The sequence below is a fragment of the Skermanella pratensis genome (assembly GCF_008843145.1).
Taxonomy (GTDB): domain Bacteria; phylum Pseudomonadota; class Alphaproteobacteria; order Azospirillales; family Azospirillaceae; genus Skermanella; species Skermanella pratensis.
Map to the genome: position 1 here is coordinate 70,353 of NZ_CP030265.1, position 25,546 is coordinate 95,898.

At 63.5% G+C, this 25,546-nt stretch carries 18 protein-coding genes and 1 pseudogene; 17 read left to right on the forward strand and 2 right to left on the reverse strand.

Annotated elements, in window-relative coordinates; all coding sequences use genetic code 11:
* The first annotated feature begins 19 nt into the window (after positions 1–19).
* From DPR14_RS27055 to DPR14_RS27930, 8 genes and pseudogenes are all read left to right on the forward strand, one after another.
* The gene (locus DPR14_RS27055) at positions 20–178 is read left to right on the forward strand and encodes a hypothetical protein (protein WP_192499194.1); all 159 of its coding nucleotides are present in this window, start codon (positions 20–22) and stop codon (positions 176–178) included.
* Positions 179–887: 709 nt separating this feature from the next.
* A complete protein-coding gene (locus tag DPR14_RS00290; RefSeq protein WP_158043380.1) occupies positions 888–4,073 on the forward strand; it encodes an alpha/beta fold hydrolase in 3,186 nt (1,061 codons plus the stop codon).
* Positions 4,074–4,287: 214 nt separating this feature from the next.
* On the forward strand, positions 4,288–4,662 hold the full coding sequence (locus tag DPR14_RS28965; RefSeq protein WP_425501052.1) for a DUF6880 family protein: 375 nt from the start codon (positions 4,288–4,290) through the stop codon (positions 4,660–4,662).
* Between the two features lie 185 nt (positions 4,663–4,847).
* Complete coding sequence (locus DPR14_RS00295) at positions 4,848–5,828, forward strand: competence protein CoiA family protein (RefSeq protein ID WP_192499195.1); 981 nt, start codon at positions 4,848–4,850, stop codon at positions 5,826–5,828.
* 202 nt (positions 5,829–6,030) lie between these two features.
* Entirely contained in the window at positions 6,031–6,780 is a 750-nt protein-coding gene (locus DPR14_RS00300; protein ID WP_246148657.1) for an SGNH/GDSL hydrolase family protein, read from the forward strand.
* 124 nt (positions 6,781–6,904) lie between these two features.
* Complete coding sequence (locus DPR14_RS00305; protein WP_158043382.1) at positions 6,905–8,323, forward strand: alkaline phosphatase D family protein; 1,419 nt, start codon at positions 6,905–6,907, stop codon at positions 8,321–8,323.
* 189 nt (positions 8,324–8,512) lie between these two features.
* Positions 8,513–8,671, forward strand: a pseudogene (locus DPR14_RS28970) (transposase); the annotation flags it as partial.
* 2 nt (positions 8,672–8,673) lie between these two features.
* Positions 8,674–9,447 (forward strand): hypothetical protein, encoded by a 774-nt coding sequence (locus DPR14_RS27930; protein ID WP_246148659.1) that lies wholly within the window; start codon positions 8,674–8,676, stop codon positions 9,445–9,447.
* A 98-nt stretch (positions 9,448–9,545) separates the two neighbouring features.
* Here DPR14_RS27930 and DPR14_RS00320 read toward each other — a convergent pair whose 3' ends face one another.
* Entirely contained in the window at positions 9,546–11,129 is a 1,584-nt protein-coding gene (locus DPR14_RS00320; protein ID WP_158043385.1) for an IS66 family transposase, read from the reverse strand.
* Between the two features lie 109 nt (positions 11,130–11,238).
* Between DPR14_RS00320 and DPR14_RS00325 the strand changes: the two genes are divergently transcribed.
* Genes DPR14_RS00325 through DPR14_RS00340 form a run of 4 tightly spaced genes read left to right on the forward strand, consistent with a single transcriptional unit; the run spans position 11,239 to position 16,523 of the window.
* Complete coding sequence (locus tag DPR14_RS00325) at positions 11,239–12,492, forward strand: SGNH/GDSL hydrolase family protein (RefSeq protein WP_158043386.1); 1,254 nt, start codon at positions 11,239–11,241, stop codon at positions 12,490–12,492.
* Positions 12,493–12,502: 10 nt separating this feature from the next.
* A complete protein-coding gene (locus DPR14_RS27655; RefSeq protein WP_211103883.1) occupies positions 12,503–14,599 on the forward strand; it encodes a phage portal protein in 2,097 nt (698 codons plus the stop codon).
* Complete coding sequence (locus DPR14_RS00335) at positions 14,572–15,699, forward strand: hypothetical protein (RefSeq protein ID WP_158043387.1); 1,128 nt, start codon at positions 14,572–14,574, stop codon at positions 15,697–15,699. Before DPR14_RS27655 ends, DPR14_RS00335 begins: the two co-directional genes overlap by 28 nt.
* Positions 15,696–16,523, forward strand: a complete 828-nt coding sequence (locus tag DPR14_RS00340; protein WP_158043388.1) for a hypothetical protein — start codon at positions 15,696–15,698, stop codon at positions 16,521–16,523. Before DPR14_RS00335 ends, DPR14_RS00340 begins: the two co-directional genes overlap by 4 nt.
* Here the strand turns inward: DPR14_RS00340 and DPR14_RS00345 are convergent.
* Positions 16,446–17,027 carry a hypothetical protein gene (locus DPR14_RS00345; RefSeq protein ID WP_158043389.1) on the reverse strand — a complete coding sequence of 194 codons (582 nt, stop codon included), beginning with the start codon at positions 17,025–17,027 and terminating at the stop codon, positions 16,446–16,448. The two genes, DPR14_RS00340 and DPR14_RS00345, sit on opposite strands and share 78 nt — an antisense overlap.
* 424 nt (positions 17,028–17,451) lie before the next feature.
* Between DPR14_RS00345 and DPR14_RS00350 the strand changes: the two genes are divergently transcribed.
* From DPR14_RS00350 to DPR14_RS00370, 5 genes are all read left to right on the forward strand, one after another.
* Positions 17,452–18,048 (forward strand): recombinase family protein, encoded by a 597-nt coding sequence (locus tag DPR14_RS00350; RefSeq protein WP_192499196.1) that lies wholly within the window; start codon positions 17,452–17,454, stop codon positions 18,046–18,048.
* 345 nt (positions 18,049–18,393) lie between these two features.
* Entirely contained in the window at positions 18,394–19,602 is a 1,209-nt protein-coding gene (locus DPR14_RS00355) for a HAMP domain-containing protein (protein WP_158043391.1), read from the forward strand.
* A 26-nt stretch (positions 19,603–19,628) separates the two neighbouring features.
* Entirely contained in the window at positions 19,629–21,320 is a 1,692-nt protein-coding gene (locus DPR14_RS00360; RefSeq protein ID WP_158043392.1) for a PAS domain-containing hybrid sensor histidine kinase/response regulator, read from the forward strand.
* A gap of 524 nt (positions 21,321–21,844) precedes the next feature.
* Positions 21,845–24,655, forward strand: coding sequence for a PAS domain S-box protein (locus DPR14_RS00365; protein ID WP_192499197.1), 2,811 nt, complete (start codon positions 21,845–21,847; stop codon positions 24,653–24,655).
* A gap of 29 nt (positions 24,656–24,684) precedes the next feature.
* A complete protein-coding gene (locus tag DPR14_RS00370; protein ID WP_192499198.1) occupies positions 24,685–25,539 on the forward strand; it encodes a DNA/RNA non-specific endonuclease in 855 nt (284 codons plus the stop codon).
* Positions 25,540–25,546 lie beyond the last annotated feature (7 nt).

Genomic DNA, 25,546 nt, shown 5'->3' on the forward strand with positions numbered 1-25,546 from the left:
GGGCGTCCGCGCCTTCGGAATGCGCCGGAGCCGCTACATCGGGCTGGCGAAGACCGGGCTTCAGCAGATCTGTATCGCCACCGCGATGAACGTATCGCGGATCGTCAACTGGATCGATGGCCGGCCACGCGCCAAGACGCGCGTCACGCGCTTCGCTTCCCTGGCACCGGCCGCCTGAATTCGCCGACAGTATCACCGATTCGTCGAGATGCCAGTGCCCGAATATCGGCTTTGGTCGAGGCTGCCGGAGGCGCCGGCAATGGACGACCCCAATTTGAGTTCCCAGCGCCGGATCGTCTTATAAGATACCTTGAGCCCGCGCTCCGTCAGCAATTCCTCGACGTCCTGGTAGCCTCAGGGATCCCCTCATTTTTTGCCTTGGTATTCCAACATGTTAGCGGATACCCGACAATAAGGTTGTAAAACTTTACCTTTTTGCCCCCCTTTAAGTTCGGCGGTTTTACGAGGGCGAAGGTGACTCAAGCACGAGCCTGCCTCATGCCAAAGCGTTCGCCAAGGATTGCAAAGTAAAAAATGAGGGGATCCCTGAGCCTGGTAGCTCACGATAAACCGGAATCAAAGTTAAAGGGCCCGCCGATGACTACGGATAAGAACCGATGGCAGGTTAGGAGATCGATAGCATCCGAGCAGGTTTCGTCACCGCTCGCCTATCGCCATCAGTTCCTGTGACAGTGCCGGGAGCGCCCATCCTATCCAGTCCTGCACACACTCGCAATTACAGCGCACTTGCACCAGACCAATGATCATCTCCTATTGTCTCCTGGTTGGAAAAAGCGTGATGCCTTATAATGCTTCACCGGGATATGCTTTGATTTAGCTCAATGCGCTTGGAAGAGGTACGAGAAACTCCGAGCAGGGAGTAGAGCATGGAAGTGCCGATTTGGCTGCGGAACCTGAACCTCGAGCGCTATGAGGCAACCTTTCTCGAGAACGAAATCGATGCCGACGTTCTGCCAAAGCTCACGGCTGAGGACCTCATAGAACTCGGAGTAAAGGCGATTGGACATCGCCGCAAGCTGCTCGACGCCATCGCAGCGCTCCAGGAGGGTGTTGCGCCTGTCGAGTCACCCTCCACCCCACCGCCGGCAGATGAACCGCGCGCACGTGTCAGTTTGGTCAGCGCCGAGCCCGAACGCCGCCAGTTGACGGTGCTGCTGTGCGACCTCGTCGGCTCGACGGCCTTGTCCGCGCGACTGGATCCAGAGGATCTGCGGGAGGTGGTTTCGGCCTACCAGCGACGCTGCGCCGAAGTCATCACCCGTTACGAAGGGCATGTCGCCAAATATATGGGCGACGGCGTGCTGGCTTATTTCGGCTATCCTCACGCTCACGAGGATGATGCCGAGCGCGCCGTGCGCGCTGGATTGGGTCTGGTCGAGGCAATCGACGAACTGAGGCTGGGAGATGACCTGTTGCTTCAGATCCGGGTCGGCATCGCCACAGGTCTGGTCGTGGTCGGCGATCTGATTGGCGAGGGGGCAGGGCGAGAGGAGGCGGTCGTGGGGGAAACGCCGAACCTTGCTGCCCGCCTTCAGACCCTTGCGGAGCCCGGCAGCGTGGTGATCGCATCGAGCACGCGGAGGCTCGTCGGCCGTCTCTTTGACCTTACCGATCTGGGCATGCAGAACTTGAAGGGCTTCTCCGCGCCGGTGCGGGCCTGGACCGTGCTCGGCTGTAGCAGCAGCACAGAGGGCCGTTTCGAGGCTTTACATGGGCAGGGTCTGACCGCCCTGGTGGGTCGCGAGCACGAGGTCGGTCTCCTGATGGACAGGTGGGAGCAGACCAGAGAGGGCGAGGGACAGGTGGTCTTGCTCTCAGGTGAACCTGGTATCGGCAAATCCCGCCTGCTGCTGGCGCTTCGCGACAAGCTCGCCAGTGAGGTTTATACGCCCCTTAGCCATTACTGCTCGCCCTATCACCAGAGCACCGCATTTTTCCCAATTATCGGTCTCCTCGAGCGTGCCGCCAACCTGGGCCGGAACGAGACACCGGCGCGGCAGATCGAGAAGCTCGAGGCGCTACTAGCCTTTTCAACGGAAAACCTCACGGAGGTCGTGCCGCTGCTAGCGGACCTTCTCTCCATCCCAGTCGATGCCCGCTATCCGCCGCTTTATCTCACACCGCAACGGCAGAAGCAGCGCACGCTTGAGATCCTGACCGAGCAGCTCGCCGGCCTTGCCGCGAAACAGCCGGTTCTCGCGATCTACGAGGACGTGCACTGGGCCGATCCGTCAACCCTCGAACTGCTCGGAATGGTAATCGATCGCGTTCAGCACCTGCCGGTCCTGATAGTGGTGATCTTCCGTCCAGAGTTCACGCCGCCCTGGGCCGGTTTCGGCCATGTCACCGCCCTGACGCTCAGCCGCCTCGCGCAGCGGCGAGGAGCGGCCATGATCGAGCGGCTGACCGCCGGCAGGCCGCTGCCGCCCGAGGTGGTCGAGCAGATCCTCGATAAAACGGACGGCATTCCCCTGTTTGTCGAGGAGTTGACCAAGGCCGTCATGGAGTCCGGCCTCCTGCGGGACGAGGGCGGGCAGTTTGTGCTGACCGGACCGTTGCAGCCGCTCGCCATTCCTGCGACCCTGCACGACAGTCTCATGGCGCGCCTGGACCGCTTGGCGCCGGTCAAGGAGGTCGCGCAGATCGGCGCAGTCATTGGCCGGGAATTCTCACACGAACTACTCACCGCCATCGCCGACCGGCCAGAAAGCCAGTTGCAGGCAGCCCTCGATCAACTGATCTCGTCTGAGCTTATTTTCCGCCACGGTATGCCGCCAAGGGCGCGTTACAGTTTCAAGCACGCCCTGGTGCAGGATGCCGCTTACGAGTCGATGCTCAAGAGCCGGCGGCGCCAGCTTCACGCCCGGATCGGCCAGACGCTCTGCTCACGAGGAGTCAACCAGACCGAGTCCTCCCCGGAGCTGATTGCGGAGCATTTCACGAGAGCCGGCATGGGGCTTGAGGCGGCGCAATACTGGCTCAAGGCCGGCGAGCGGGCAAAGGCAGCCTACGCCAATCGGGAGGCTTCATCGCACCTTTCCAAGTGCCTGACTGCCCTCTCGGACGGCAGTACTGCACCGGACCGTCGGGGAGCGGCCGAACGGTTTGAGATGACCGCATTGGCACTACTCGGCGATCTGGCGGGCCTTGCCGGCGATCTGCATGCCGCAAATCGTCATTATGATCAGGCGCTGGCCAAGTGCAAGGACCAAGACCTGCGAATCTGGATCTCGAACAAGCGCCACCATGCCCGTAGCACGCATCGAAATGGCGCTAAGATTATGTTCTACACGCACGGCGGTGGCAGCGAAACCCTCCTGCTGGTCAATCCGCTGGTGTACGGGCTGGCGTTGTTCCAGCCGCTTCTTGAAAGCTTGTGCCAGGATTTCCGGATCATCACCATAGACTGCCGTGGCACCGGCGGCTCCGACCCGCTGACACGTCCATTCCCGTTGCGGGAGCACGCCGAGGATGTGGCTGCAGTGATCAAAGAGTTGGGGGGCAAGCCGGTGATCGGGGTGGGCCTTTCCCGTGGGAGCAACCTACTGATCAGACTGGCCGCCTCGCGTCCGGATCTGATCAGTAAGCTGGTGACAGTGGGCTGTCCGCTGGTACCGGGTGGGTTTGACAACCTGGCCACGTTCTCCGGCTACTGGCGGCAGTGCCCGGAGGCGCACGAGAGGGGCGATGTCGAGGCGCTGCTGCGCATCCTGGGCTCGTTCATGTACTCTGAGCCGGGAACGGAGGAACTGAAGAGGCTCCTCATCGAGCGGGGCTTGCGGCTCTCGCCCGAGACGGTGCTCAGCTTCTACGACCCCGATCCGGATGTGGATGTCAGCCCTCTCCTCGGACGCGTCATGGTGCCAACTCTGGTCATGCATGGCACCGCGGAGCAACTGATTCCCTTCACAGCCGCCGAGTATCTGGTTCGAGAGTTGCCGGATGCCCAGCTTTATGCCTTCAAGGGCAAAGGGCACCTGCCAATTTTCACCGCAACCGACGAATTCTGCAGTGTTCTTCGCCGCTTCGTGCGCGAAGCGCCACATGGTTAAGAGTCTGTTTATAGTGGGTATGCACCGGCTGGAACACTACTTAAGGCTGAACAAGGGGTCGGCTGTCGGTGGGCAGAGAGCCCACTCTGGGGCTTTTGAGAGCAACCACTGATCAGGGCAGTAATGCCGCCGGCGGCGCGGTTCGTCTGCGTCGAGAGACGAGACCCGCAGATACGCTGCTCGGGCGCAGGCTTTCTTCGTTGCTTGGCGCGACCTGCATGCTGCTGCGCAGTTCGTCCGTGAGCGGCTGGAGGGGTTCGATGGGCGTGATTACGTCACATTGGGGGCGGCGGCCGGGGCGCTCACCAGCAAGCATCCGGTTTCGGCGACGCTGCTCTACCACTTGATGATCGAGAGCATTCTCAACCGGGCCAGCGCCAACCAGTACAGCTACGCGGTTCGCGACGTGCGGAACTGCGAGAGCTTAGCCGGTCAACTTCCCGAGGATCCCCGATCGAAGGGCATGACACCTTCATGGCACGCCTGCGCAAGGAGCACCGCCGCAAGTCCAAGTTCTGGGAACTCGTTCGTGAAGGCGCCTGAACCGGAGTCGCCGGCGCCCACTCTTGTCTCCAATCGTTACACCTGAGACATCGAGAAACAGCGTCGTCGCGATGGTAGTCTGCTCGACGGCAACGTCATCGTGTGACATGCCAACACCCCTGATGCCGACCAGAGACCATTTACCCGTCTATTGTCATGCCGCTGCTTGCTTATGGAATTGATGAGGCCGTTTACCACGCCTGGGCAATGTCACCCTCGGCTTGGCAGGAGTTGAAGGCCAGCTACCGGCATCGGGGTCTCACCGCCCCGTGCTGCGGGGCGGCAGTCGTTCCTGTCCGCTCACCAACCGGCTGGCAATTCTTCCGCCACAAGCCGAATACGGTCTGCACCATTCGCGAGAGCCTGGCGCATATCGTCTGCAAGTCGATCATGGCGCGTGCGGCAGCCCGGCTGGGCCTGGACGTTACCACCGAGGCGCGTGCGGGCGACGGAACCTGGGTTGCCGATGTGCTCGTGCGGCATCCGGATTGGACGGTGGCTCTGGAAGCCCAACTCTCCCGCATTCCGTTGGCGGCCATTCAGGATCGCCAGGAGCGTTACCGGGAAGCCGGTATTCGCGGCGCCTGGCTGATCGGCTACGACATCGCCAGACTTGAACCTCAGCGCGGTCTTCCACTGTTCCGTCTGGAGGTGAAGCAGGCCGAGCGCCTCGCACCGGCGGTGATCGACTCCGCGACGGATGGCGCGCCAGCACGAACTGATCTGGCGACATTTACTGATAGACTGCTGACCGGACGTGTCCGGTTCGAGGGACCACCTCCCCAGGCCGGTGCACCATCCGTGGCGACCGTGCCATCCGTATGCTGGAAGTGCTGCCGCGACATCGATCTGATCGTGGCTCTGGTCAATCTTCCGACGCACACCGTTTTCGCGCCCCACGGCATTCTGCCGGCGCGCGATCTTGGCAAGCTTCCCGAGGCGTTGGCCATCTATCAGAGAGCCATTCCTACGCTGCATGGAGCGTGCGAGTCGCTCACCGCGCTGCGCCGTCCGCCGCCCTCCCGCATCGCGGCCGGCATGCGCGCGCACTGCCCCTGGTGTGATGCGGCCATCTCCCTACAGAGGGTACCCGAAACAACCCTGACATCCTGCAGATGGCATCTCTGCTGGACGCTCGCCGGCCAACCCTGGGCACCGTCAAAGCTGCACTCATCACGCTGGACCTGGACCTGGAGCGGGTCAGCGGACTGAGGCAGGCGGCGCAAGATTGTGGGGGGTATCTCCGGTGGCTGGATATGCCGGACTCTCATAGGGAGGATGTGATCATTCATCGCACCCATGGCAGATTCGGGCATTCAGAAAAGGGCCAAATCCGCTATTGAACTGTAGTAATGGTCCGCAATGCTCGTTTTTGAGGACAGGAGGAATCATGCCCATAACACGACGCCGTTTCATGTCCACCATACAACGTAGCCTGATCGGGGCGCTGACGGCTCTGATGCTGCTCGGTGGGAACGCCGCGCAGGCGGCTGACGGCGCAACCAAGCGCATTATGGTTTACGGCGATTCCAATACCTGGGGCTATGTTCCCGTCGAAAGCGGTCCGACTACGCGCTACCCCCAGGACGTGCGTTGGCCGGGTGTGCTCAGGGTGGCGCTCGGGCCGGGCTATGAGATCATTGACGAGGGGCTAAGCGCGCGCACGACTGACCTGCCTGACCCGACGCTGCCGCACATCTCCGGGGCCGGTCTCGACGGGTCGGCCTATCTGCCGGCCGCCATCGCTACGCACCTGCCGCTCGATCTCGTCGTGATCATGCTCGGCACCAACGACTTGAAGAAGATGTTCAACCGGTCGCCATTGCGGATCGCGCTGGGAGTGGGCAAGTTGGCCGACATCGTGAACCAGGCCAAGGGCGGGGTCGGCACATCCTATCCCGCTCCCAAGGTCTTGATCCTCTGTCCGCCTCCGCTCGGCACGGTGGCGCCCCCGGAGCGGGCCGAAAGGTTCGCGGGCGGCATCGACAAGTCGGAGGCGCTGCCGGCCTACTACGAGGGGATCGCGGCTGCAGCCGGGGCCGGGTTCCTGGACGTCGGCAAGCTGACCACCACCGATGGGGTGGACGGCATCCACCTCACTGCGGCCGCCCATAAGGCGATCGGCAATGGTGTTGCAGAAAAGGTCAAGGCGATCCTGAAGTAAATTGGACCGAAGCGCACGGACCACTTCCTGCTGGTCAAGCCATGCTACTGCCACGATGTGGTCGGCGTGCGCTCGAGGATCCAGGGATGCTTTAGGGCACCGTGGGGCGAGAAAGATGACACACATGGGGCCCGTGCTCTACTTTCGCGGCGCCGAAGCTGGTGCATGGCGTCTATCGGTCCTGATGGTGGCGCAGGTAGAGCCGCCGCCGTTGCTGACCAGCACCTGCCGTGTGATGCCGTTGCGCCTCGCCCAATGGCGCGGCTGCAGCCTCTGGCGATACGACTTCGCCTTACCGACAGGCGAGGCGCCATGCTGTCACGAATACAGGGTCGGAGATCAGAGCTGGCGAGTTCATCTGCCGGCCAAAGGTGCCCTTCGGATGGCCTACTTGGCATGCAATGGGACGGAGGTGAGAAACGTCTGGACATGCGGGCGGGAGCGCAACGAGCGCTGGCTGCACCTGGCGGCGGAGCATGCGAGAAATCCCTTTCACCTGCTGCTGCACGGTGGCGATCAACTCTATGCCGATGCCCTATGGCACGATGTTCCGGCATTCGCCGAGTGGCGGCGAGAGCCCTGGCGTCGGCGTCGAAAGGCTTCTTTCACGCCCGAAATGGCCGAAGCAGCGCGGGAATTCTTCTTCGACAGCTACTGTCACCTGTGGAGCCAGCCGGAGTTGGCGCCGATCCTGTCGGTTATTCCGTCGCTGATGATGTGGGACGACCATGACATCATCGACGGGTGGGGCAGCTACGCTGCGGATTGGCTGGAAAGCGCGATGCTCCAGGGGCTTTGGTCCGCGGCCCGGGAGCATTTCGCCCTGTTCCAGCTAGCCGCGCGTGCCCACGACTTGCCGGAGGGATTTGCCGACCGCTGCGGGAAACAGTTCGGTTGGGCCTACCGGTTGGGCGAGATCGGCATCCTGGCGCCGGATCTGCGCTCCGAACGCACGCGTGAACGGGTCATGGGCAAGGCGGGATGGCGCGCCTTGAAGGCAAGCCTCGAGCGCATGGCGGACTGCCGCCACATCCTTCTCCTCTCCAGTGTGCCGCTGGTGCACGTGCAACTCCATGTGCTCGAACGGCTGTTTGGCCACATTCCCGGCCACCAGGAATGGCAGGACGACCTGATCGATCAGTGGCCGAGCCTTGCGCACTGGGACGAATGGACTTGCCTGCTGCGCACCTTGCTTCGCTTCTCGGCGGAGCGGGGTGTACGGATCACGTCGCTGTCGGGCGAGATCCATCTAGGATCATGGGGCGTGATTGAGAGTAGCACGACGGAGATCCACCAGCTTACCTCTTCGGGTATCGTTCACCCGCCGCCATCGGCCTTGTCCGTCGCCGTACTCGAGCAGGTCGGCGCCAAGCCATTGCAGCCTGCCGCAGATTTCTCGGCAAGACTGCTGCCGCTGCCCGGACTGGGCCGGCGCTTCCTACGCGCCCGTAACTGGCTGGAAATCGAGTTCACCGGCGGCAACCTCGCTGCAACGTGGCATGGTGCAGGGGCGACGAGCTGCCTAAGCATTCCGGGCCAGTAGTTGTTTATACCTAACTCCCTATTTAGAAGAGGTTTTCACTGATGCGATAAGTTGTTGAACCTTTGGCCGGTTTGATGGGGTCGCTGTTATGCAGTAAGCGTCCGCCGAGGGCCGCCTTGATAGTCGGTTGAGGTTAGCTGCAGTTTGCGGGCCGCGTCATCGCGTGGACGCAAACGAGTGGTAAACGTCATGGCCTATCAGCGCGTCGAGATCCTCACGGGATTGGGGCGCCGTCGGAACTACACGTCGGCGGAAAAGAGGCGGATTGTGGAAGAGGCATTCCGTCCCGGCATCATCGTGAAGGACATAGCCCGGCGGCTCGGGATCCATGAGAGCCTGCTGTATCGTTGGTGCCGGTTGATGAAGGCAGCCTCTCCGACAGGCGGCCTGGCGGCGAGTTCCCGAAGCAGGATGACGACGTTCTCATTCCGCTGGAGCACACCGAGGCCGCCGCTGCGCGCGATGACGCTGACGTGGGCGAGGATCGCCGGCTCGGCGTCGACGTCGCGCGCTTCGGCACCGACCGGACCGTATTCACCCTGCGCAGCGGTGCGCGGGTCGAGTACGTCGAGGTCCAGGCCAAGAAAGACACCATGGAGGTCGCGGCGCGCGCCAAGGTGCTCGCCGAGCGCCTGAACGCCAGCGCCGTCTACGTCGACGTGATCGGCGTCGGCGCCGGCGTGGTCGACAAGCTCAAGCTAGACGGCGTCGAGGTCGTGGCGGTCAACGCCGCCGAGGTGGCGCCCAACCGGAGCGCCAACAAGGACGACGCCCAGGGCCGGATCATGCGCGACTATCTCTGGATCGAGATGGCGCGGTGGCTGCGCGAGGACGAGCCGGCCTTCCTGATCGACAAGGACCTCGCCGAGGACCTGGCCGGCGAGCCGGCGTCCGTGAAGTACGGCATCGACGGCAAGGGCTACCTGACCGTCGAGATGAAGGACCAGATGCGCAAGCGCCTCGGCCGGTCACCTGACTTGGCCGACAGCCTGGCGCTGACCTTCGCCCCGAAGCTCGGCTTCGGCATCCTGGACTACTACCGACAAATGTTCGAGGAGCGCGAGCAGGCCAAGGCCGACCGCGCCGATCAGGTGATGAACCAGGAGATCCCGCAGGTCTCCTGATCTTCTGGAGCTGGGGGAATCAATGCCTTTCATGCGTACTCTGCGCGGGACTTGGTCAGTTTCGTCGGCGGATAGCGGCCACGGCGGTTTGCTGTGGACTACGCTGAGGCGTTTTGGCGGATGAGATCGGGGAGCCAGGGCACGCGGTCGGCGTCCGGGATATTTAGCCGGGCCCCGAGGTAGTCCCAGAACGAGATGGCGAGCTTGGAGCAGGTTTTCAGCAGGCTGAGAAAGGTGTCCCGCGCCTGCTTGCCGGCCGCGGAGCGGGTCTCGCCGGAGATCCTGCGTTTGGTGACGAAGCTGCGGACATCGTTCTCCGAGCCGTTGGTGTGCAGCGGGATATCTGGCCGGTCGAGGACAAGCAGCAGCTCGTCCTTGTTGGCAAGGGTCCGGGCGACGGCCTCATCGAGTTCGGCAAAGCCGGTGACCCGGGTGAAGATCCGATCGAAGCGCCGCCTCAACGCCGTTCGGCGGATGGCGTTCGGGTCGTCCTTGTAGAGTTTGAGATCGGCGTAGAACCACCAGACCAGCTGGCGCTGCAGCGCGACCTGGCGCTGCTGCTCGTTGGTCACGCAGACGATCCGGCGGAGATGGCGCTCGGCGTGGATCCAACACAAGGCGTGCTGGAAAACGTCGAACTGACCGGCATCATCGGAGATGATCACGGTGTCGGTCAGCAGGCCGCGGGCGACGATGGCTCCGACCATGGCCGCCTCGGTGACCCGCCGACGATGACCGGCGCCGAAGCCGAAGCTGTCCAGCTGGGCCTGCCACGCCGCATCGTCGGCAAAGCTCCGGGGTCCGGCGGCGAGCAGAGCGGCGACGATGCTTTCCGGCACGCCGTGTTCGACCAGGTAGGCCAGCGCCGTGGCATTGATCACGTAGTCGGGATGGCCGGCACGGAGTAGGTCGAGGAAGTTCAGTCGGCTCTTCGACGGCCGGGTAGCGAACCAGGCGAAGCGGTCATTGCCAATGTGCGTCGTGTACTCGTTGGCCCCAGCGTGGCGGGCGCCGGTATCATCGACCGTCACCCAGGCGGCAGTTGCCAGCCCGGCCTCCAGGATGGCGTCCTTCTCGGCATGGAAAGCATCCTTGTTGGCCGTCAGGAGGGTGATAATCTGACCCTTGGAAATGCGCACGCCCAGGCCTCTCAGCTGGGCGCGCAGGCGCTCCACCGTCACCTGCCCCTGGACGTGCTGCATCAGCACGAAGCGCACGATCCCGGGGCCAAAGTGGCCGCGCACCTCGGGCGGCAGCGGTGCGATGATCTCCTGGCCGTCCGGTGTCACCCAGCGCTCGCGGCGGAAGCGGATGACCTGCGGCGCCAGGATCAGATCCTGCACGGTGAAGGGCTCGAAGCCGCGCCGGCGCGAGCCCGCCGGGGCCTCGATGACAAGGGTGCGCTCCGTGGTCACCGGCGGGGTGCGCCGGCCACTCTGCCGGTTGCGCCGCTGCCGGCGCGCCTCCTTGGTCCTGGCCCGCCTGTCCGGCTCTGTCGCCTTGTCCATGCCGCCCGGTGCCAGCTTCGGTTTCTTCGGTAGATCCTTCAGCTGGGCGTTCTCTGCCCGCAGCTGCTGGTTCTCCTCTTCCAATGTCGATACGCGAACCAGCAGCTCGACCACCAGCTTCTTCAGCTCGGCGAGAGACAGGGCGTCCAAGTCTGGAAGCGGCGCTACGGACATGGCTTAGACAACCATGTCCACCCTCATCATGGGAAGCCCTCACATCACCTCGACACACCCGCCGACCGGGGAAACTGACCAAGTCCCTCTGCGCGCGCCTGCCGGCGGCGTGTCCACTCTTCAATTGGCGAACGGCAAGACGATCTCCCCGGACGGTTCCGGCTTCGTCCGGGTGCCGTCCGACCTGGTCGATGATCTGGTCGGCGCCGGCTACACGCTGTCGGAGACGCACCCGCGCCTGGTGCCGGTCACCACCCGCTGCGGGATGGCCTACATCAACCAGTCCTCGGGCACGCAGCAGACCGTCACGTACCGCCAGCGGTACACCACGGTCAAGCACAGCCGCGCCGCCGGCCTGCGCCTGGTCTACTCAAACACCGAGCTGACCGCGACCGGCGAGTTCGACGGCCCGGCCGCCTACACGCTGAAGGCCTCGGTCGAGATCGGCGGCACGCTGTTCCCGGTGTGGTTCGGCGGCAAGCGCGAGGTTCTGGTCGAGCGCGGCGCCTTCGTGATCTCCGATCCGGTCGGCGTCTCGCTGCCGGCCGGCTCCGAGTTCTACGTCCGCTCCCGCCCCAGCGCCGGCACCCTGGGCGAGAAGTGGCCCACCGGCGACGCGCTGGTCTCCGCCTACGGCGAGTCCTTCACCGCCGGCGACGTCGTCGACAGCGGCACGCTCGGCAGCAGCACCGCCCAGGGCTTCGGCCCGGTCGCGATCCTCGGCATGGTGCAGAGCACCGCGCCGTCCTGCGTGATCATCGGCTCCAGCTCGGCCGCCGGCCAGGGCGACACCGCGAACACCTTCGACCGCGACCTCGGCTACCTGTCGCGCATGCTGTCGTCCAACACCGGCTACTTCCGCCTGGTGCGCGCCTCGCAGACCGCGGAGCACTGGCTCCAGGACAGCCGGCGCCGGATGGCGCTGATCGGCGCCATTCAGCCGACCCACGCGATCTTCCAGCTCGGCACCAACGACGTCAGCAACGGCGCCTCGTTCGAGGTCGTGCAGGACCGCCTCGGCCAGTGCTTCTCGCAGCTCGCCGGCATGGGCATCCGCGTGATCGGCACGACCTTCACGCCCTGGACGTCCAGCACGGACACCTTCGCGACGGTCGAGAACCAGACCAAGACCGCCTCCAACGCGGTGCGTATCAAGGTCAACAACTGGCTGCGCACCGTTCCGGCCCCGCTCTCCGGCGTGCTGGAGATCGCGGACCACGTCGAGACGGCGCGGGACAGTGGCCTGTGGAAGGCCGACGGCACCGCGCAGAAGTGGACCCCGGACGGGCTGCACCTCAGCCAGTTCGGCCACGAATACGTGGCGGCCAAGATCGCCCCCGATCTGGCGCACTTTACCCTGTAAGGACTGACCCATGGCCCCTCACGACGGAAAGATTGACCCGATCCAGCCCGGCTTCATCCGGAATGTGATCGCGGGTGTCCGCACCGTCGTGTCGGGCGTCAATCCGAACAACTGGTTTGGCCCCTCCCAGCCGATGGCGCCCCAGGCGCCGGAGAGCGTGAAGGGCCGGGCCTTCGACTACCAGCCGGGCTGGAACCTCCACACCCGGCCCCGGCAGGACGAGGCTGTCACCTTCGAGCACCTGCGGGCGCTCGCCGACAGCTACGACCTGCTGCGCTTGGTGATCGAGACCCGCAAGGACCAGGTCTCCAAGCTCGACTGGACGATCCAGCCGCGCCGCAAGACCGGCTCGGCCGACCGGCCGAAGTCGGACGAGCGGGTGGACGAGATCACCCGGCTGCTGCGCCGTCCTGACGGGATCAACTCCTGGCAGAACTGGCTGCGGATGCTGATGGAGGATTGCTTCGTCCTCGACGCGGCGACGATCTACCCCCGGTTCAACCACGACGGCCACCTCCATGTGATCGAGGTGATCGACGGCGCCACCATCAAGCGGGTGCTTGATGAGTCCGGCCGCACGCCGATGCCGCCGGATCCGGCTTTCCAGCAGATCCTGAAGGGTCTGCCGGCGGTGAACTACACCGTCGATGAACTGCTCTACTGCGTGCGGAACCCCCGTCCTCATAAGGTTTACGGGTTCTCGCCGGTCGAGCAGATAATAATGACCGTTAATATGGCGCTTCGCCGACAGGCTGCACAGTTGCAGTATTACAGCGAGGGCAATATTCCGGAGGCCATTATTGGTGTCCCGGAGACTTGGACGCCTCAGCAGATCAGCGAGTTCCAGAATTACTGGGACGCTATGCTTGAAGGTAACACGGCGGAGCGCCGTCATGCCAAGTTTATTCCTGGCGGCCTGACCTTCCAGCAGACGCGCGAGCCGATGCTGACCGACACGTTCGACGAATGGCTCGCCCGAGTCGTTTGCTATGCGTTCTCGGTTCCTCCGCTTCCGTTCATCCAGCAGCAGAACCGCGCCACCGCCGAGTCCGCCAAAGAGGCGGCGCTCTCCGAGGGCCTGGCGCCGCTGATGAACTGGATCAAGGATATTGTCGACCTGCTGATCGAGCGGTTCTGGAACTACCCGGACCTCGAGTTCTGCTGGGGCGACCACAAGGAGGTCGATCCGGCCTCGATGGCCTCGATCAACTCCACATACGTCCGCATGGGCATCAAGTCGATCGACGAGGCCCGCGCCGAGCTGGGCCTCGACCCGCTCGGCATGGAGCACGCGATCTTCACCGGCAACGGCGCGCTGCTGATCAAGGAGCTGGCGGACGACGACTTCCGCCACGCCATGATGGGCATCCAGACCGGGCCGGACGGCAAGCCGATCCTGCCGGGCCAGCAACCTGGTATGCCGGGCCAGCAGGGCATGATGCCCGGTCAGCCGGGCGGTCCCGGGATGCCGATGGGCGACGACGGCTCGTGGATGCCGGACTTCCGCGCGGCCCTCAAGCCGCAGTGGGTTCCCGACTTCCGCCAGGCGCTCACGCCCGAATGGCTCCAGGGGATCCGGGAGGCGCTGCTCGCCGGCGCCCAGCAGCAGGGCGGCGACGTCCAGCCGGACATCCGGGGTGCGCTGGGCCTCGGCGATCGCGAGACGCCGAACATCCGGGGCGCCCTGGGGGTGCCGGAGCGCACCGCGGACGGCATGCCGGACTTCCACTCGATCCTGGGCGGCGCCGGCGGCTCCTACACCTCGGACGAGTCGATGGCCGCGATGAACGTCCGGTCGGCCGATCCGACCTCCAAGGACGACGAGCGCCGCAACGTGGTGCTCGACCTGGACGGCGACGAGGGTGCCGTTGACGGCAACCTGTCGGACAATCTCGACGACCCGATGAAGGAGGTTGAGAAGTTCGACCGCCCTTTCGTGGGTTCGGGTTCGCCGCCGACATTCGGGCAGCTCTACAAAAGAGACGGTAGAGCGGGCCGCGATGCCGACGGCGACGGGCTGGTGAACGAGCGCGAGCGGCCATCGCCGGTCACGCCGGCACGCCCCGTCCGCGGAAGCAGATGGGCGAGACGCCGACCAAGATCGTAGAGACCGCGGCGGCCGCCACCGCCGGCGTGACAGCGGCGGCAACGATGGTGGCCCGCTCGTTGATGCGCTCTCCCCGCCCGGCGATCCGGGCGGCCGGCATGGCGACGGCCGGCGTCGCGGCACTGACCGGTGCCACGACCGCCGGCCTCGCCACCACGTTTGCCGCCAACGACCTCGCCTACCAGCGGCGCATGGAGGAGGCGGGGCGGAAGTTCGGCTTCACCCCGAAGACGCGCGGTGAGCGGATCCAGCGGGAGATCGCCGACACCCGCAAGAAGCTCCGCAGCGAACGGGCGAACTACGACCGCCCGATCGACGGCAAGCCGATCGAGGAAGCCGGCCTGCCGAAGTTCGAGCAGGTCAGCAGCTTCGCCAAGGCGACGCAGGCGGCGTTCCCGGAAGGGACGCAGTTCACGGTCAAGGTCCGGCGCCAGAGCATCCCGGAGATCGACGCCAAGGGCGAGGAGATCGTCATTGATCACTCGGTTGTCGAGACGCGCTTCGTCAAGGGCGGCATGACCGGGCGCAACGCCCGGAGCTTCCTGCGCGACCCGAACGGGGATCTGGTGGTCAGCCACGACGCCTTCGTGATCCAGGGCGACGGCCAGGGCGGCGGCATCGGCCGCCAAGTCCTGAAAGCGCAGTTCGACGAGTACGAGAAGATGGGCGTGGCCAGGGTGGCAGTTCACGCCAACATCGACGTCGGTGGCTACGCCTGGGCACGGTTCGGCTTCGTGCCGACCCAGAAGTCCTGGGACTCGATGCGGAAGTCGCTCAAGGCGACGATCAGCCTCTCGCAGTACGAGCCGATCGACAACCCGAAGACCGACGAGGAGCGCGACTACAACGCTCAGGTCAAGCGGGCACGCGAGCTGCTGGACAACGGGCCGGTCAAGCTGTCGGACTGGCACAAGCGCCGGGTCATGAAGATGCTCAACGATCCTGACCCGAAGGCGATCTGGAAGGTCGCGGACGCCCGGATCGGCGGCCGCAACATCGGCAAGGAACTGCTGATGAACACTTACTGGAACGGCGAGATCAGGCTCGCCGATCCCGACGCCATGGCACGTTTCAACCACTACACCGGCCGATCAAAATGACGATCATCTTCGACGGCCCGCCCGGCACCAGGCTCGGGGAGGGCGAAACCGACGGCATGCACGAGCTGCTGGCGGACGACGACCTCCCGACCTACGAGCTGCCGGACGAGCCGGACGAGGACGAGCTGGTGGAGCTTGCCAAGGCAGCCGGCCCGACCCTGTCGGCGGCCGACGCCGCCGAGCGCAAGGTGGCGGATCGGATCTACACGGCACTCCGGGCAGCGGTCGCCGCGGCCGACGGCATCGTGGACGCCGCCCACAGCGCGCACAGCCCCGACGCCGCGGCGTCCGGCCTCAAGCGGTCGGGTCTCGCCCGGCTGTACGGCCTGGCGATCGACCGCCTGCTCCCCGTCATGGAAGCGGGCGGTCGCGCCGCGATCGACGGCGCCGACGTGCTGGAGAAGGCCGAGCCGGCGCGGCTCAAGGTCGATCTCAGCCAGCGCAACGGCAAGATAGCTTCCTTCCTGGAAACCTCCCGGATGGACAAGATCCGGGAGATCACCGCCGAGCAGGAACAGCTCGTCCGCGACGTGGTGACGACCGGCATGGCGGCGGGCCACCCCCCGGCCAAGATCGCCTCTCTGCTGAGAGAACACATCGGCCTGACGCCCTACCAGACGCAGCAGGTCCAGAACTACCGCGCCGATTTGGAAGGAGTCGTCCAGATGGTATCACGCCATGAGGGGCTCGAATTGCCAGTTGCCGATGGGAAGCTGATACATTGGCTTCTCGTTGGAAGGCATCATTCAAGTCGGTCGTTGGTAGCCGTTGGGGAAGCGACAGCGGCAGTGAAAATTCCAGACCTTTTGTGTTTGTGCGCTTAAGAAATCCTTATCGTTATCGACTTTGTATCCAAGCCGATCAGCTACAATGAAGAAATTTTCCGGCGGCATTGATGCCATAGAATTCGTTCGTCGCGCGAGTGCCGGTAGCAACATCGAGTATTCATCATGAGTCTCTTTGCAGAGAGACTCGATGATCTTACTTAGAATTCGTTTGTCGCCAGTCACTTGATAAGTCAAACCGGCAGCTTCTGCAAGGTGTCTGTAGGTTGCGATGCTCCGCCTACGCGCAGCGTTTTCTAAGACATTTCTGGCAGCTTCGACTTGTTTTTCATAAGACTTCCTTATGAGAAGCAACGATTTGTGAGGAATCAATCTTTCCCCACCATGTTCAATGACGGGGACTTTATTTAATGCTACTACCTTTTCGACGATCGCCTCCGTAACGTCACACGAAACAACGGCTGCCCTGATTGGAACCAGGGATAGATCAGAGTAGTTCAGCCATGCTTCAGGTGCGCCGTGAACTGTTTCACGTTCGATCATATTTGCTTCCATATTTAAGGTGACTAGGGACCAAACGGCAGCACTATGCCTTGCCGTCACACAAAAGATGTCCAGGTGAACCCCAGCCATCAACTGGCAGGTTAGGTCTGGCCGAAAAAAGTCATAAGTGTTAATCGGTACGTTTGAGAGAGGAATGAAAAGCGTTAATACTACGCGAAAATTTATTTTAAATTCGATGAGCTATTGCCATATCCTTGTGGCGCATAACACAAATGGCGCTAATTGATTTTTCATATTAAGTGCATATAAATTATTATAGTTTCTTGCCTTCCCGAAAACCTACGTTTTTGACAGGTGGCGTAGGGGAGGAACAACAACAGCAGCTACTCTGAACGAACGCCTTGCCAAAAACCTCTTTCAAAATCAAACTTCTCAAAACGGACCGTGAGAGGTTTTTGGGATCATGCTGATCGGCTACGCACGGGTGTCCACAACGGACCAGAACTCGGACCTCCAGATCGACGCCTTACTGAAGGCCGACGTTGACCGGCGGCACATCTTCGAGGATCGGATGAGCGGCATACGTGCGGACCGTCCCAAGCTAAATGAGGTATTGGAGTATCTGGCAGAGGGCGACGTGCTGGTGGTCTGGAAGCTGGATCGCTTGGCCCGCTCCTTACCGCACCTGATCGAGATTGTCGCCGGTCTCGACCGGCGCGGCATCGGTTTCCGGTCGCTGACAGAGAGCATCGACACGACCACCGCCGGTGGGCGACTGACCTTCCACATCTTCGGCGCCCTCGCCCAGTTCGAGCGCGACATCATCCGAGAGCGCACAGTAGCTGGGCTTGAGGCCGCCGCTGCGCGGGGGCGGAAAGGTGGAAGGCCTAAGGCGATGAGCGAGGCCAAAATCGAGGCGGCGCGGCGGCTTCTCGCCGGCGGTATGCCGATCAAGGATGTCGCCACGACGCTGGAGGTGGGGATCAGCACGCTTTATCGTTATGGCTTGGCTGGTACTGCCGTCGCCCCGCAAGCTGCGCGAGAGATGCCCGACTTGTAATGCCTTTTACTGTCGCACCTTTTGGTTGTGTAAATGTGTGCAGTCCTCGCCTATGCACCCCCCCCCCGGCGCTCCGGATTGAGGAACCGATTTTACAGAAGGCGCATACCCCGTCTCGGAAACCGATCATAAAAAAATCGGTGGATTTTCGGCTGTAACCATAAGCTGTAAACCGAGAGTTAAACCAATCCAGGGTCAGTCAAGCTTATCCAATCGAGATAATACCTCGATCCAAGCTTACGGAAAGAAATGCAAATGTGTTACAAGGCGCGTAGCCGACATTTTTGTCCACTTAGTTGATAAAAGCCTCATAGTTGAGGTGCCTTTGGGATCTAAGGAGTACGCATGAGTCTTCTTCAGCGTCTTATGCTGCTCATTCTACTACTCATCATTCTTGTCCTGGGCGTCGAAACCGTCAATAGCATTTACTTGAAGAACGAGCGTGTGGCTGCCGTCCACAACCAAGCGGAACGGCTTGCCGGGCTGGTTGACGACGAGCACGCCAGAACGTTCGAGGGGATGCACCAGCTTCTCAGCACCTGGGCCGAGTCCCCAGTCCTGCGCACGCGGGATATGGCGGGGTGTCAGGAGATGGCCGAACGGCTCCGCGTGAAATATCCCACCTATCTGGTCCTCGGTGCGACCGATGAAGCGGGCTTGGTTCAATGCGCCACTTCGCCCACCGCGCTCGGCCTGCCGATCGGCGATCGTCTCCATATCCGTCTTGCCAGGGAGGCCGGCGGCTTTGCGGTCGGGGAGTACATCCGCAGCCGGAACCACGACCGACCAGCCTTGTCCTTTGCGTTGCCCTATCACGACCAGACGGGTGCCTTGGCCGGCTTCATCACCGCGCTGGTCGATCTGAGCTGGCTGGAGGATTTTCTGGTCAACAAGCTGCTGCCTCCTGGTGCCTCTATCACCATTGCCGACCAACAGGGAACCGTGCTCGCCCGCGTTCCTGAGGTGCCCGGCGTGGTCGGCAAGCCCCTGCCTGAAGCCTATCGGCCGCTGCTGGAAGCGGCAGACGGCGGCAGCGTAGAACTGACCGGCCTCGATGGTGTCGTGCGGGTGCAGGGCTATGCCCCGCCAGCCGTGGGTACGCGGGGATTGTTCATCATGGCCGGCCTTGACAAGGCCGCAGCCCTGGCGCCGATCCATGCGACCCTGTGGCGCTCCCTGGGCATCCTCGGCGCTGCCACACTGCTGGCGCTGATTGCTCTATGGTGGGGTGCACGGCGCTATTTACGTGATCCCGTGCGGGCTCTGGTGGCCGCGACCGAACGCTGGCGCGCTGGCGACTACGCAGCCCGGGCAAACCTCGGAAGCGGCAGCTCGGAGTTGGTCGCGCTTGGAAACGCCTTCGACGCCATGGCCGAGAGCCTGGAGGCCTATAATCGAGCGCGCGAGGAAGCCCATGTGGCGACACGCAAGGTTGCCGAGGTGTTCAACTGCATGACCGACAGCGTGTTCGAGGTTGACCGCGACTGGCGCATCACCTTCATGAACGAGCGCGCCCGGCACGACGTCGCGCGGGGCAGGATCAGGTCGGCCTGAACCTTTGGGAGACTTACCCAGAAGGTGTGAACACCCAGATGTGGGCCGGTTATCACCAAGCCATGGCCGAGCGGGTGCCGATCGAGGTCGAGGACTACTACCCGCCGCACCGGCGATGGTACCGGTTCCGCGCCTTCCCATCGCGCGAGGGCTTGGCCTTCTATGGCCAGGACGTCACCGCGCAGCGGACGCTCCAGGAGAACTTGGAGCGTCAGCGAATGTTGCTGGAGACCATCATCGAGAGCGCGCCTGATCCGATCTTCGCCAAGGACCGGGAGGGGCGGTGCATCACCCTGAACTCGGCAGCCGCCCGCGTTCTCGGTTATGCGCGCCACGCCGTCATTGGGCTCACCGAAACCGATATGTTTCCCCCGGAGATCGCCGCCGCGATGCGGGACCAGGAAACGCGCATCATGGAGGCCGGCGTGACCGAGGTTCTGGAGGAAATCATCACGGACCGGCACCGCGGCGAGCACCGGGTGTTCCTGACCACCAAGACGCCGCTGCGCGATCCGGCCGGCGCCATCGTCGGGATCATCGGCGTCGCCCGCGACATCACCGAGCGCAAAGCCCGGGAGGAGGCACTACGCCGGGCCAAGGAAGAGGCGGAGCGCGCCAACCTCGCCAAGTCCAAGTTCCTGGCGGCGGCCAGCCACGACCTGCGCCAGCCCCTTCAGTCGCTGATCCTGTTTGCCGGTGTGCTCAAGGGCTACGTTCAGGGCCCAAGAGGCGAGCAGGCGCTGAAGCAGTTGGAGAACGGGCTTGGCGCCCTGAAGGCACTGTTGGATAGCCTCCTTGATGTATCCCAACTGGACGCCGGCATTGTAAAGCCGGAGATCACCGATTTCCCGGTCTCAGGGGTGCTTGACGGGATCGCCGCCAGCTACGCCCCGGTCGCATCGGCTAAGGGGCTGGGCTGGCAGCTCGAGTCCTGCACCGATGGGGTTCGCAGCGATACGACACTGCTCGGACGCATGCTCCGAAACCTGGTCGAGAATGCGATCCGCTATACCACGACCGGACACATTCGGATTATCTGCCATCGGATCGAGGATCGGCTGCGGATCGAGGTCGAGGATACCGGCATCGGTATTCCTCCCGAACAGTTGGACCATATCTTCGAGGAGTTCCACCAAGTGGGCAACCATGCGCGCGATCGGCGTCAGGGCCTTGGTCTTGGCCTGGCGATCGTCCGACGCATCGCGGATCTGCTGGGGCACCGGGTTGAGGTGCGCTCGCGGCCCAGAGAAGGCTCCACCTTCAGCATCGAACTGCCGCTCGCTATGATGGGGGCGGCAGGACTACCGGTCCCGAGGGACGCAGGCTCGGACCAGAACGGCCAGGGCCGGCTGGTCGTGGTGATCGACGATGACGCCCTGGTGCTGGAGAGCCTGGAAGTGATCCTGACGGAGTGGGGCTACCAGGCGATTGCCGCCGTCAGCGCCGAGGAGGCCGTTGCTCAGGTCCGGAAGTTCGGACGCCGGCCCGACATCGTGATGGCCGACTACCGGCTGCAGGATGGGCGCACCGGTACCGAGGCCATTCTCGCCATTCGCGCCCTCTTTAACTATCCCATTCCCGGCCTGATCCTGACCGGGGAAACGGATCCGAAGTTCCTGCGCGAGTGCACCGGGCACGACGTTGGCATCGCGCACAAGCCGGTGATGCCGTCGCAGCTCGGCCGCGCGCTCGAACAACAGCTCAATGCCGCGGCATGAGTCCCCGAAGGTCAGCTCGGCGGCACGATGAAGCAGAGGATGAAAATGAGCCAGAAGCCGAGTAAGCCCATGACTGAAGCAGCTCCTCTGCAGATTCCCCAGGGTGCTCCGGATCGGAAATCCGGCTTCGCCGCGGTGCAAACCCCATCTCAGAAATCGATCATGACAACTGGAAATTTTTCGTCTGCAGCTATAGGTTAGGGTACGCTTGATCGGTGCTCAGGTGCGAGTCTGCCGCTTGCTACCTCTGCAGCACTACTCAATTCGCCGCCTGTGTATAATGGCAGGTCAGATGATGTTTCATCGCGATTTCAACTTGAGCAGAGGCTCGCGACGTATGGCTTATGACATTGAGCGGTGCTCAGGTACTCAAAAAGGAAGATACCAGATACATTGGTTTGTACGTGGGGCAAGGGCAATCGTCGCACCAAGATGACGAGCCGCGCCTCTCTGAACGTCTCTCTCATCTTTGGGTTCAGCCGCTTGCTGGACGGCGCCGCTGCCTCCGAACAGGTGAACGGCGGATGAGCGGCACGTCCACGGAGAAGCCCCCGTATGCCCACTTCTTCACGGAGAGCAGCGAGGTGGGCGCGCTGATGCGAGCGCATGACTGGTCTTCCTCATCGCTTGGGCTTCCCGAGGGCTGGGCCATACCTCTGCGCACGCTGGTCGCCGTTATGCTGGGCTCGCACCAGCCCATGTTCGTGGTCTGGGGGCCGGCACGCACTCTGATCTACAACGACGCCTATGCCGAGATCCTCGGGCGGAAGCACCCCGAAGCGCTCGGCCGTTCGTTCCTCGATGTCTGGTCCGAGATCCGGGACGATCTCATGCCCATCGTGGAGGAGACTTACGCGGGCAGGGCTCTTCACATGGACGACATTATGCTCGTCATGCACCGCAAGGGCTACCCGGAGGAAACCCACTTCGCCTTCTCCTACACGCCCGTACGCGATGAGGATGGCGCGGTCGCTGGTCTGTTCTGCGCTTGCACCGAGACCACAGAGGAGTTCCACGCCAAGCGCCGGCTCGCGGCCGAGGGGGAGCGCCTGCGCGACCTGTTCCGCCAGGCGCCCGGGTTCTTCTATGTCTGGCGCGGTCCCGAGCACGTTTACGAGATGGCCAACGACGCCTACTTACAACTCGTCGGCCACCGCGACATCATTGGCAAGCCGGTTCGTGAGGCCCTGCCCGAGATCGAGGGTCAGGGCTTCTTCGAGTGGGCGGACCAAGCCTTTGCGACCGGCGAACCCTATGTCGGCCGCGGCGTGCCGGCCAAACTTCAGCGCCACCCCGGAGCCCCCCTGGAAGAGCGTTTCGTCACCTTTGTCTTCCAGCCGATCCGCGGTCCCGACGGACAGGTGACTGGGCTCTTCGTTCAGGGCAGCGACGTCACCGAGGAGAAGAGGGCTGAGGCGGCGCTGCGCGCCAGCGAGGAGCGCCTCCGGGCCGCACTGGAGATCAAGACGGTTGGAGCCATCTACCTCGACATGCAGGGCCGCATCACCGATGCCAACGATGCCTTCCTTGCGATGGCCGGCTATAGCCGTGAGGACCTGAACTCAGGTCTTCTGAGCTGGCAGCGGCTGACCCCGCCGGAATGGATGGAGATCTCCGAGAGGGCCGTCGCGGAGCTGAATGAGACTGGGCAGACGACGCCGTACGAGAAGGAGTACATCCGCAAAGACGGCTCAAGCTGGTGGGCGCTGTTTGCGGCGAAGATGCTCGGGGATGGCACTTGCTTCGAGTTCGTCGTGGACATCACTCAGGCCAAGCGGGCCGAAGAGGCTCTGCGGGAGCTTAACGCCACTTTGGAAAAACGCGTCGCTGAGCGTACAGCCGACCGGAACCGCATGTGGCGGCTCTCCACCGACATTATGGTCGTACACCGTCTCGATTCGACGATCACGGCGGTCAATCCGGCTTGGGAGTGTGTACTGGGCTGGCCGGAGGAGGAACTGCTGGGGAGGGCATGTCTTGACCTCATCCATCCGGCCGACCGGGAGGCGACCCTTGCGGAAAACCGCCGACTGGCGGCGGGGCGCACCACGCGACGGTTCCTGAACCGCTTCCGGCACAAGGACGGCTCGTACCGCTGGATCTCGTGGACAGCGGTGCCGGACGGAGACCTCGTTCACGCAGTAGGCCGCGATGTCACAGCCGAGAAGGAACACGAGGCGGCCTTGCACGAGGCCGAGAACCAGCTTCGGCAGGCGCAGAAGCTTGAGGCGGTGGGCCAACTCACGGGCGGGGTGGCGCACGACTTCAACAACCTGCTGCAGGCGTTGGGCGGGTGCCTGACCATGATCGGCCGGCGCACCGACGATCCGAAAGTTCGGCCATTGCTGGACGCGGGGCAGCAGGCGGTCGACCGCGGGGCCAAGCTGGTGCAGCAGCTTATGGCTTTTGCCCGGCCGGAGGGCTTGCGTCCGGAGACGATCGACCTGCGTGATCGAGTGCTTGCCATGTCGGGGCTTCTGGAACGCGCTCTGCGCGCCGACATCCGCCTCGTGACCAGGTTTGCGGCCGACCTCTGGCCTATTGAGGCGGACCCGACCCAGTTCGAGCTTGCCCTCATCAACCTGGCCGTCAACGCCCGTGACGCCATGCCCGGCGGCGGTGAGTTGACCATCGAGGCGGCCAATGTCACCCTGGCTCCCGACGATCCCACCAGGCTGGAGGGCGACTTCGTGCGGCTTTCGGTGGCGGATACCGGCTGCGGCATGACGCCGGAGGTGCTGACCAAGGCTTTCGACCCGTTCTTCACTACCAAGGAGGTAGGCAGGGGCAGCGGCCTCGGGCTGGCCCAGGTCTACGGGTTGGCGCGTCAGGCCGGCGGGACCGCGTGGGTCGAGAGTGGGTCGTCCCACGGCACCACCGTGCATCTGCTGATGCGGCGCTCGGTCGCGTCAGTCCGAGCCGCGGAGGAAATGCCTGCGTCAACGCTGGCGGCGCGCCGGAGCGGTTTGGTTCTGCTGGTGGAGGACGACGCCATAGTGGCGTCAACCGTCGCCGCCGCCCTGGAGGAGGCGGGATACCACGTCGTCCAAGTCGCGACGGCTGACGAAGCGTTGCCGCTGTTGGCGGGAGAGGGGCGTATCGACCTACTATTCTCCGATGTCGTGATGCCCGGCCGGCTCAGCGGGGTGGATCTGGCACGCGAGGCCCGCCGCCTCCGGCCCGACCTGCCGGTGGTGCTGACCACCGGCTACAGCGAAGTGGCGACGCAGGCGGAGGGGGTGCGCGTGCTGGCCAAACCTTACCGCATCGACGAACTCGTCCGCCTGCTTGACGCGGCATTGCCTGAGACGGGATGTGCGGCGAAGACGACGTGACAACATTACGGGTATCTTCTGGTGACCGTATGCTGAGGCGCCTCGTCGTCGTGGCTGCTCTTGTGTTATGCCTGACCTTTGGCATGACGACTGTTTCCCTGGCCGCCCCGACCGGGTGCCCGCAGTTCTTCCCACACGACAGCGCGCCGGACCTAGTCAACCCGAAGCTCCGCCCCAAGACCCGGGCGTTGTGCTACTCGGCCTTCGCCGTGCTGCATTCCGGCATCACGCGTACCCCACTCTGGGCGGCCGAGCACCTGACCCGGAAAGGGCTCGACGCGGCAGTGGCTACTGTGCGCAAGGACACCTTCCATGAGGAGACCAAGCTGCCCCTCGGTGAGCGCGCCGATCTCGATGATTACGCGCGTTCCGGCTTCGACCGTGGCCACCTCGCGCCGGCCGCCGATATGCCGAACGATCAGGCGCAGCACGAGAGCTTCTCCCTGGCCAATATCATCCCGCAGGATCCGCAGAGCAACCGCGGCCTGTGGTCGGGCATCGAGTCCGCCGCGCGTGGCCTCGCGCGCAAGTCAGGGGAGTTGTACGTCGTCAGCGGCCCGGGCTTCCAGGGCGCGACCCTGCAGCGCCTGCGCGGACGGGTGCTGGTGCCCACCCACATCTTCAAGGCCGTCTACGATCCCAAGCGCAAACAGGCGGCCGCCTATCTCGTGGAAAATGCCGATGGCGATCAGTGGCGAGGTGTATCGATCGCCGAGCTTCAGCAGATCACCGGGATCGATCCGTTCCCGGGGCTTGCATCGTCGGTCAAGAATCACGCGATGGCTCTGCCGGACCCGAAGCTGCCGGGCAGGCGCCAGAAGCAGACCGAGAGCCCTTGGAACGTGGACACGATCCTGGACAGACTGATGCAGTTTATGCGTTGAGGTAACC

What these genes read in the sequence shown, in the direction of transcription:
- DPR14_RS27055 (WP_192499194.1), top strand. Translation starts at nt 20, where the DNA reads ATGCGCCGGAGCCGCTACATCGGGCTGGCGAAGACCGGGCTTCAGCAG.
- DPR14_RS00290 (WP_158043380.1), top strand. Translation starts at nt 888, where the DNA reads ATGGAAGTGCCGATTTGGCTGCGGAACCTGAACCTCGAGCGCTATGAG.
- DPR14_RS00300 (WP_246148657.1), top strand. Translation starts at nt 6,031, where the DNA reads ATGTCCACCATACAACGTAGCCTGATCGGGGCGCTGACGGCTCTGATG.
- DPR14_RS00305 (WP_158043382.1), top strand. Translation starts at nt 6,905, where the DNA reads ATGGGGCCCGTGCTCTACTTTCGCGGCGCCGAAGCTGGTGCATGGCGT.
- DPR14_RS00320 (WP_158043385.1), bottom strand. Translation starts at nt 11,129, where the DNA reads ATGTCCGTAGCGCCGCTTCCAGACTTGGACGCCCTGTCTCTCGCCGAG.
- DPR14_RS27655 (WP_211103883.1), top strand. Translation starts at nt 12,503, where the DNA reads ATGGCCCCTCACGACGGAAAGATTGACCCGATCCAGCCCGGCTTCATC.
- DPR14_RS00335 (WP_158043387.1), top strand. Translation starts at nt 14,572, where the DNA reads ATGGGCGAGACGCCGACCAAGATCGTAGAGACCGCGGCGGCCGCCACC.
- DPR14_RS00340 (WP_158043388.1), top strand. Translation starts at nt 15,696, where the DNA reads ATGACGATCATCTTCGACGGCCCGCCCGGCACCAGGCTCGGGGAGGGC.
- DPR14_RS00345 (WP_158043389.1), bottom strand. Translation starts at nt 17,027, where the DNA reads ATGATCGAACGTGAAACAGTTCACGGCGCACCTGAAGCATGGCTGAAC.
- DPR14_RS00350 (WP_192499196.1), top strand. Translation starts at nt 17,452, where the DNA reads ATGCTGATCGGCTACGCACGGGTGTCCACAACGGACCAGAACTCGGAC.
- DPR14_RS00355 (WP_158043391.1), top strand. Translation starts at nt 18,394, where the DNA reads ATGAGTCTTCTTCAGCGTCTTATGCTGCTCATTCTACTACTCATCATT.
- DPR14_RS00365 (WP_192499197.1), top strand. Translation starts at nt 21,845, where the DNA reads ATGAGCGGCACGTCCACGGAGAAGCCCCCGTATGCCCACTTCTTCACG.
- DPR14_RS00370 (WP_192499198.1), top strand. Translation starts at nt 24,685, where the DNA reads ATGCTGAGGCGCCTCGTCGTCGTGGCTGCTCTTGTGTTATGCCTGACC.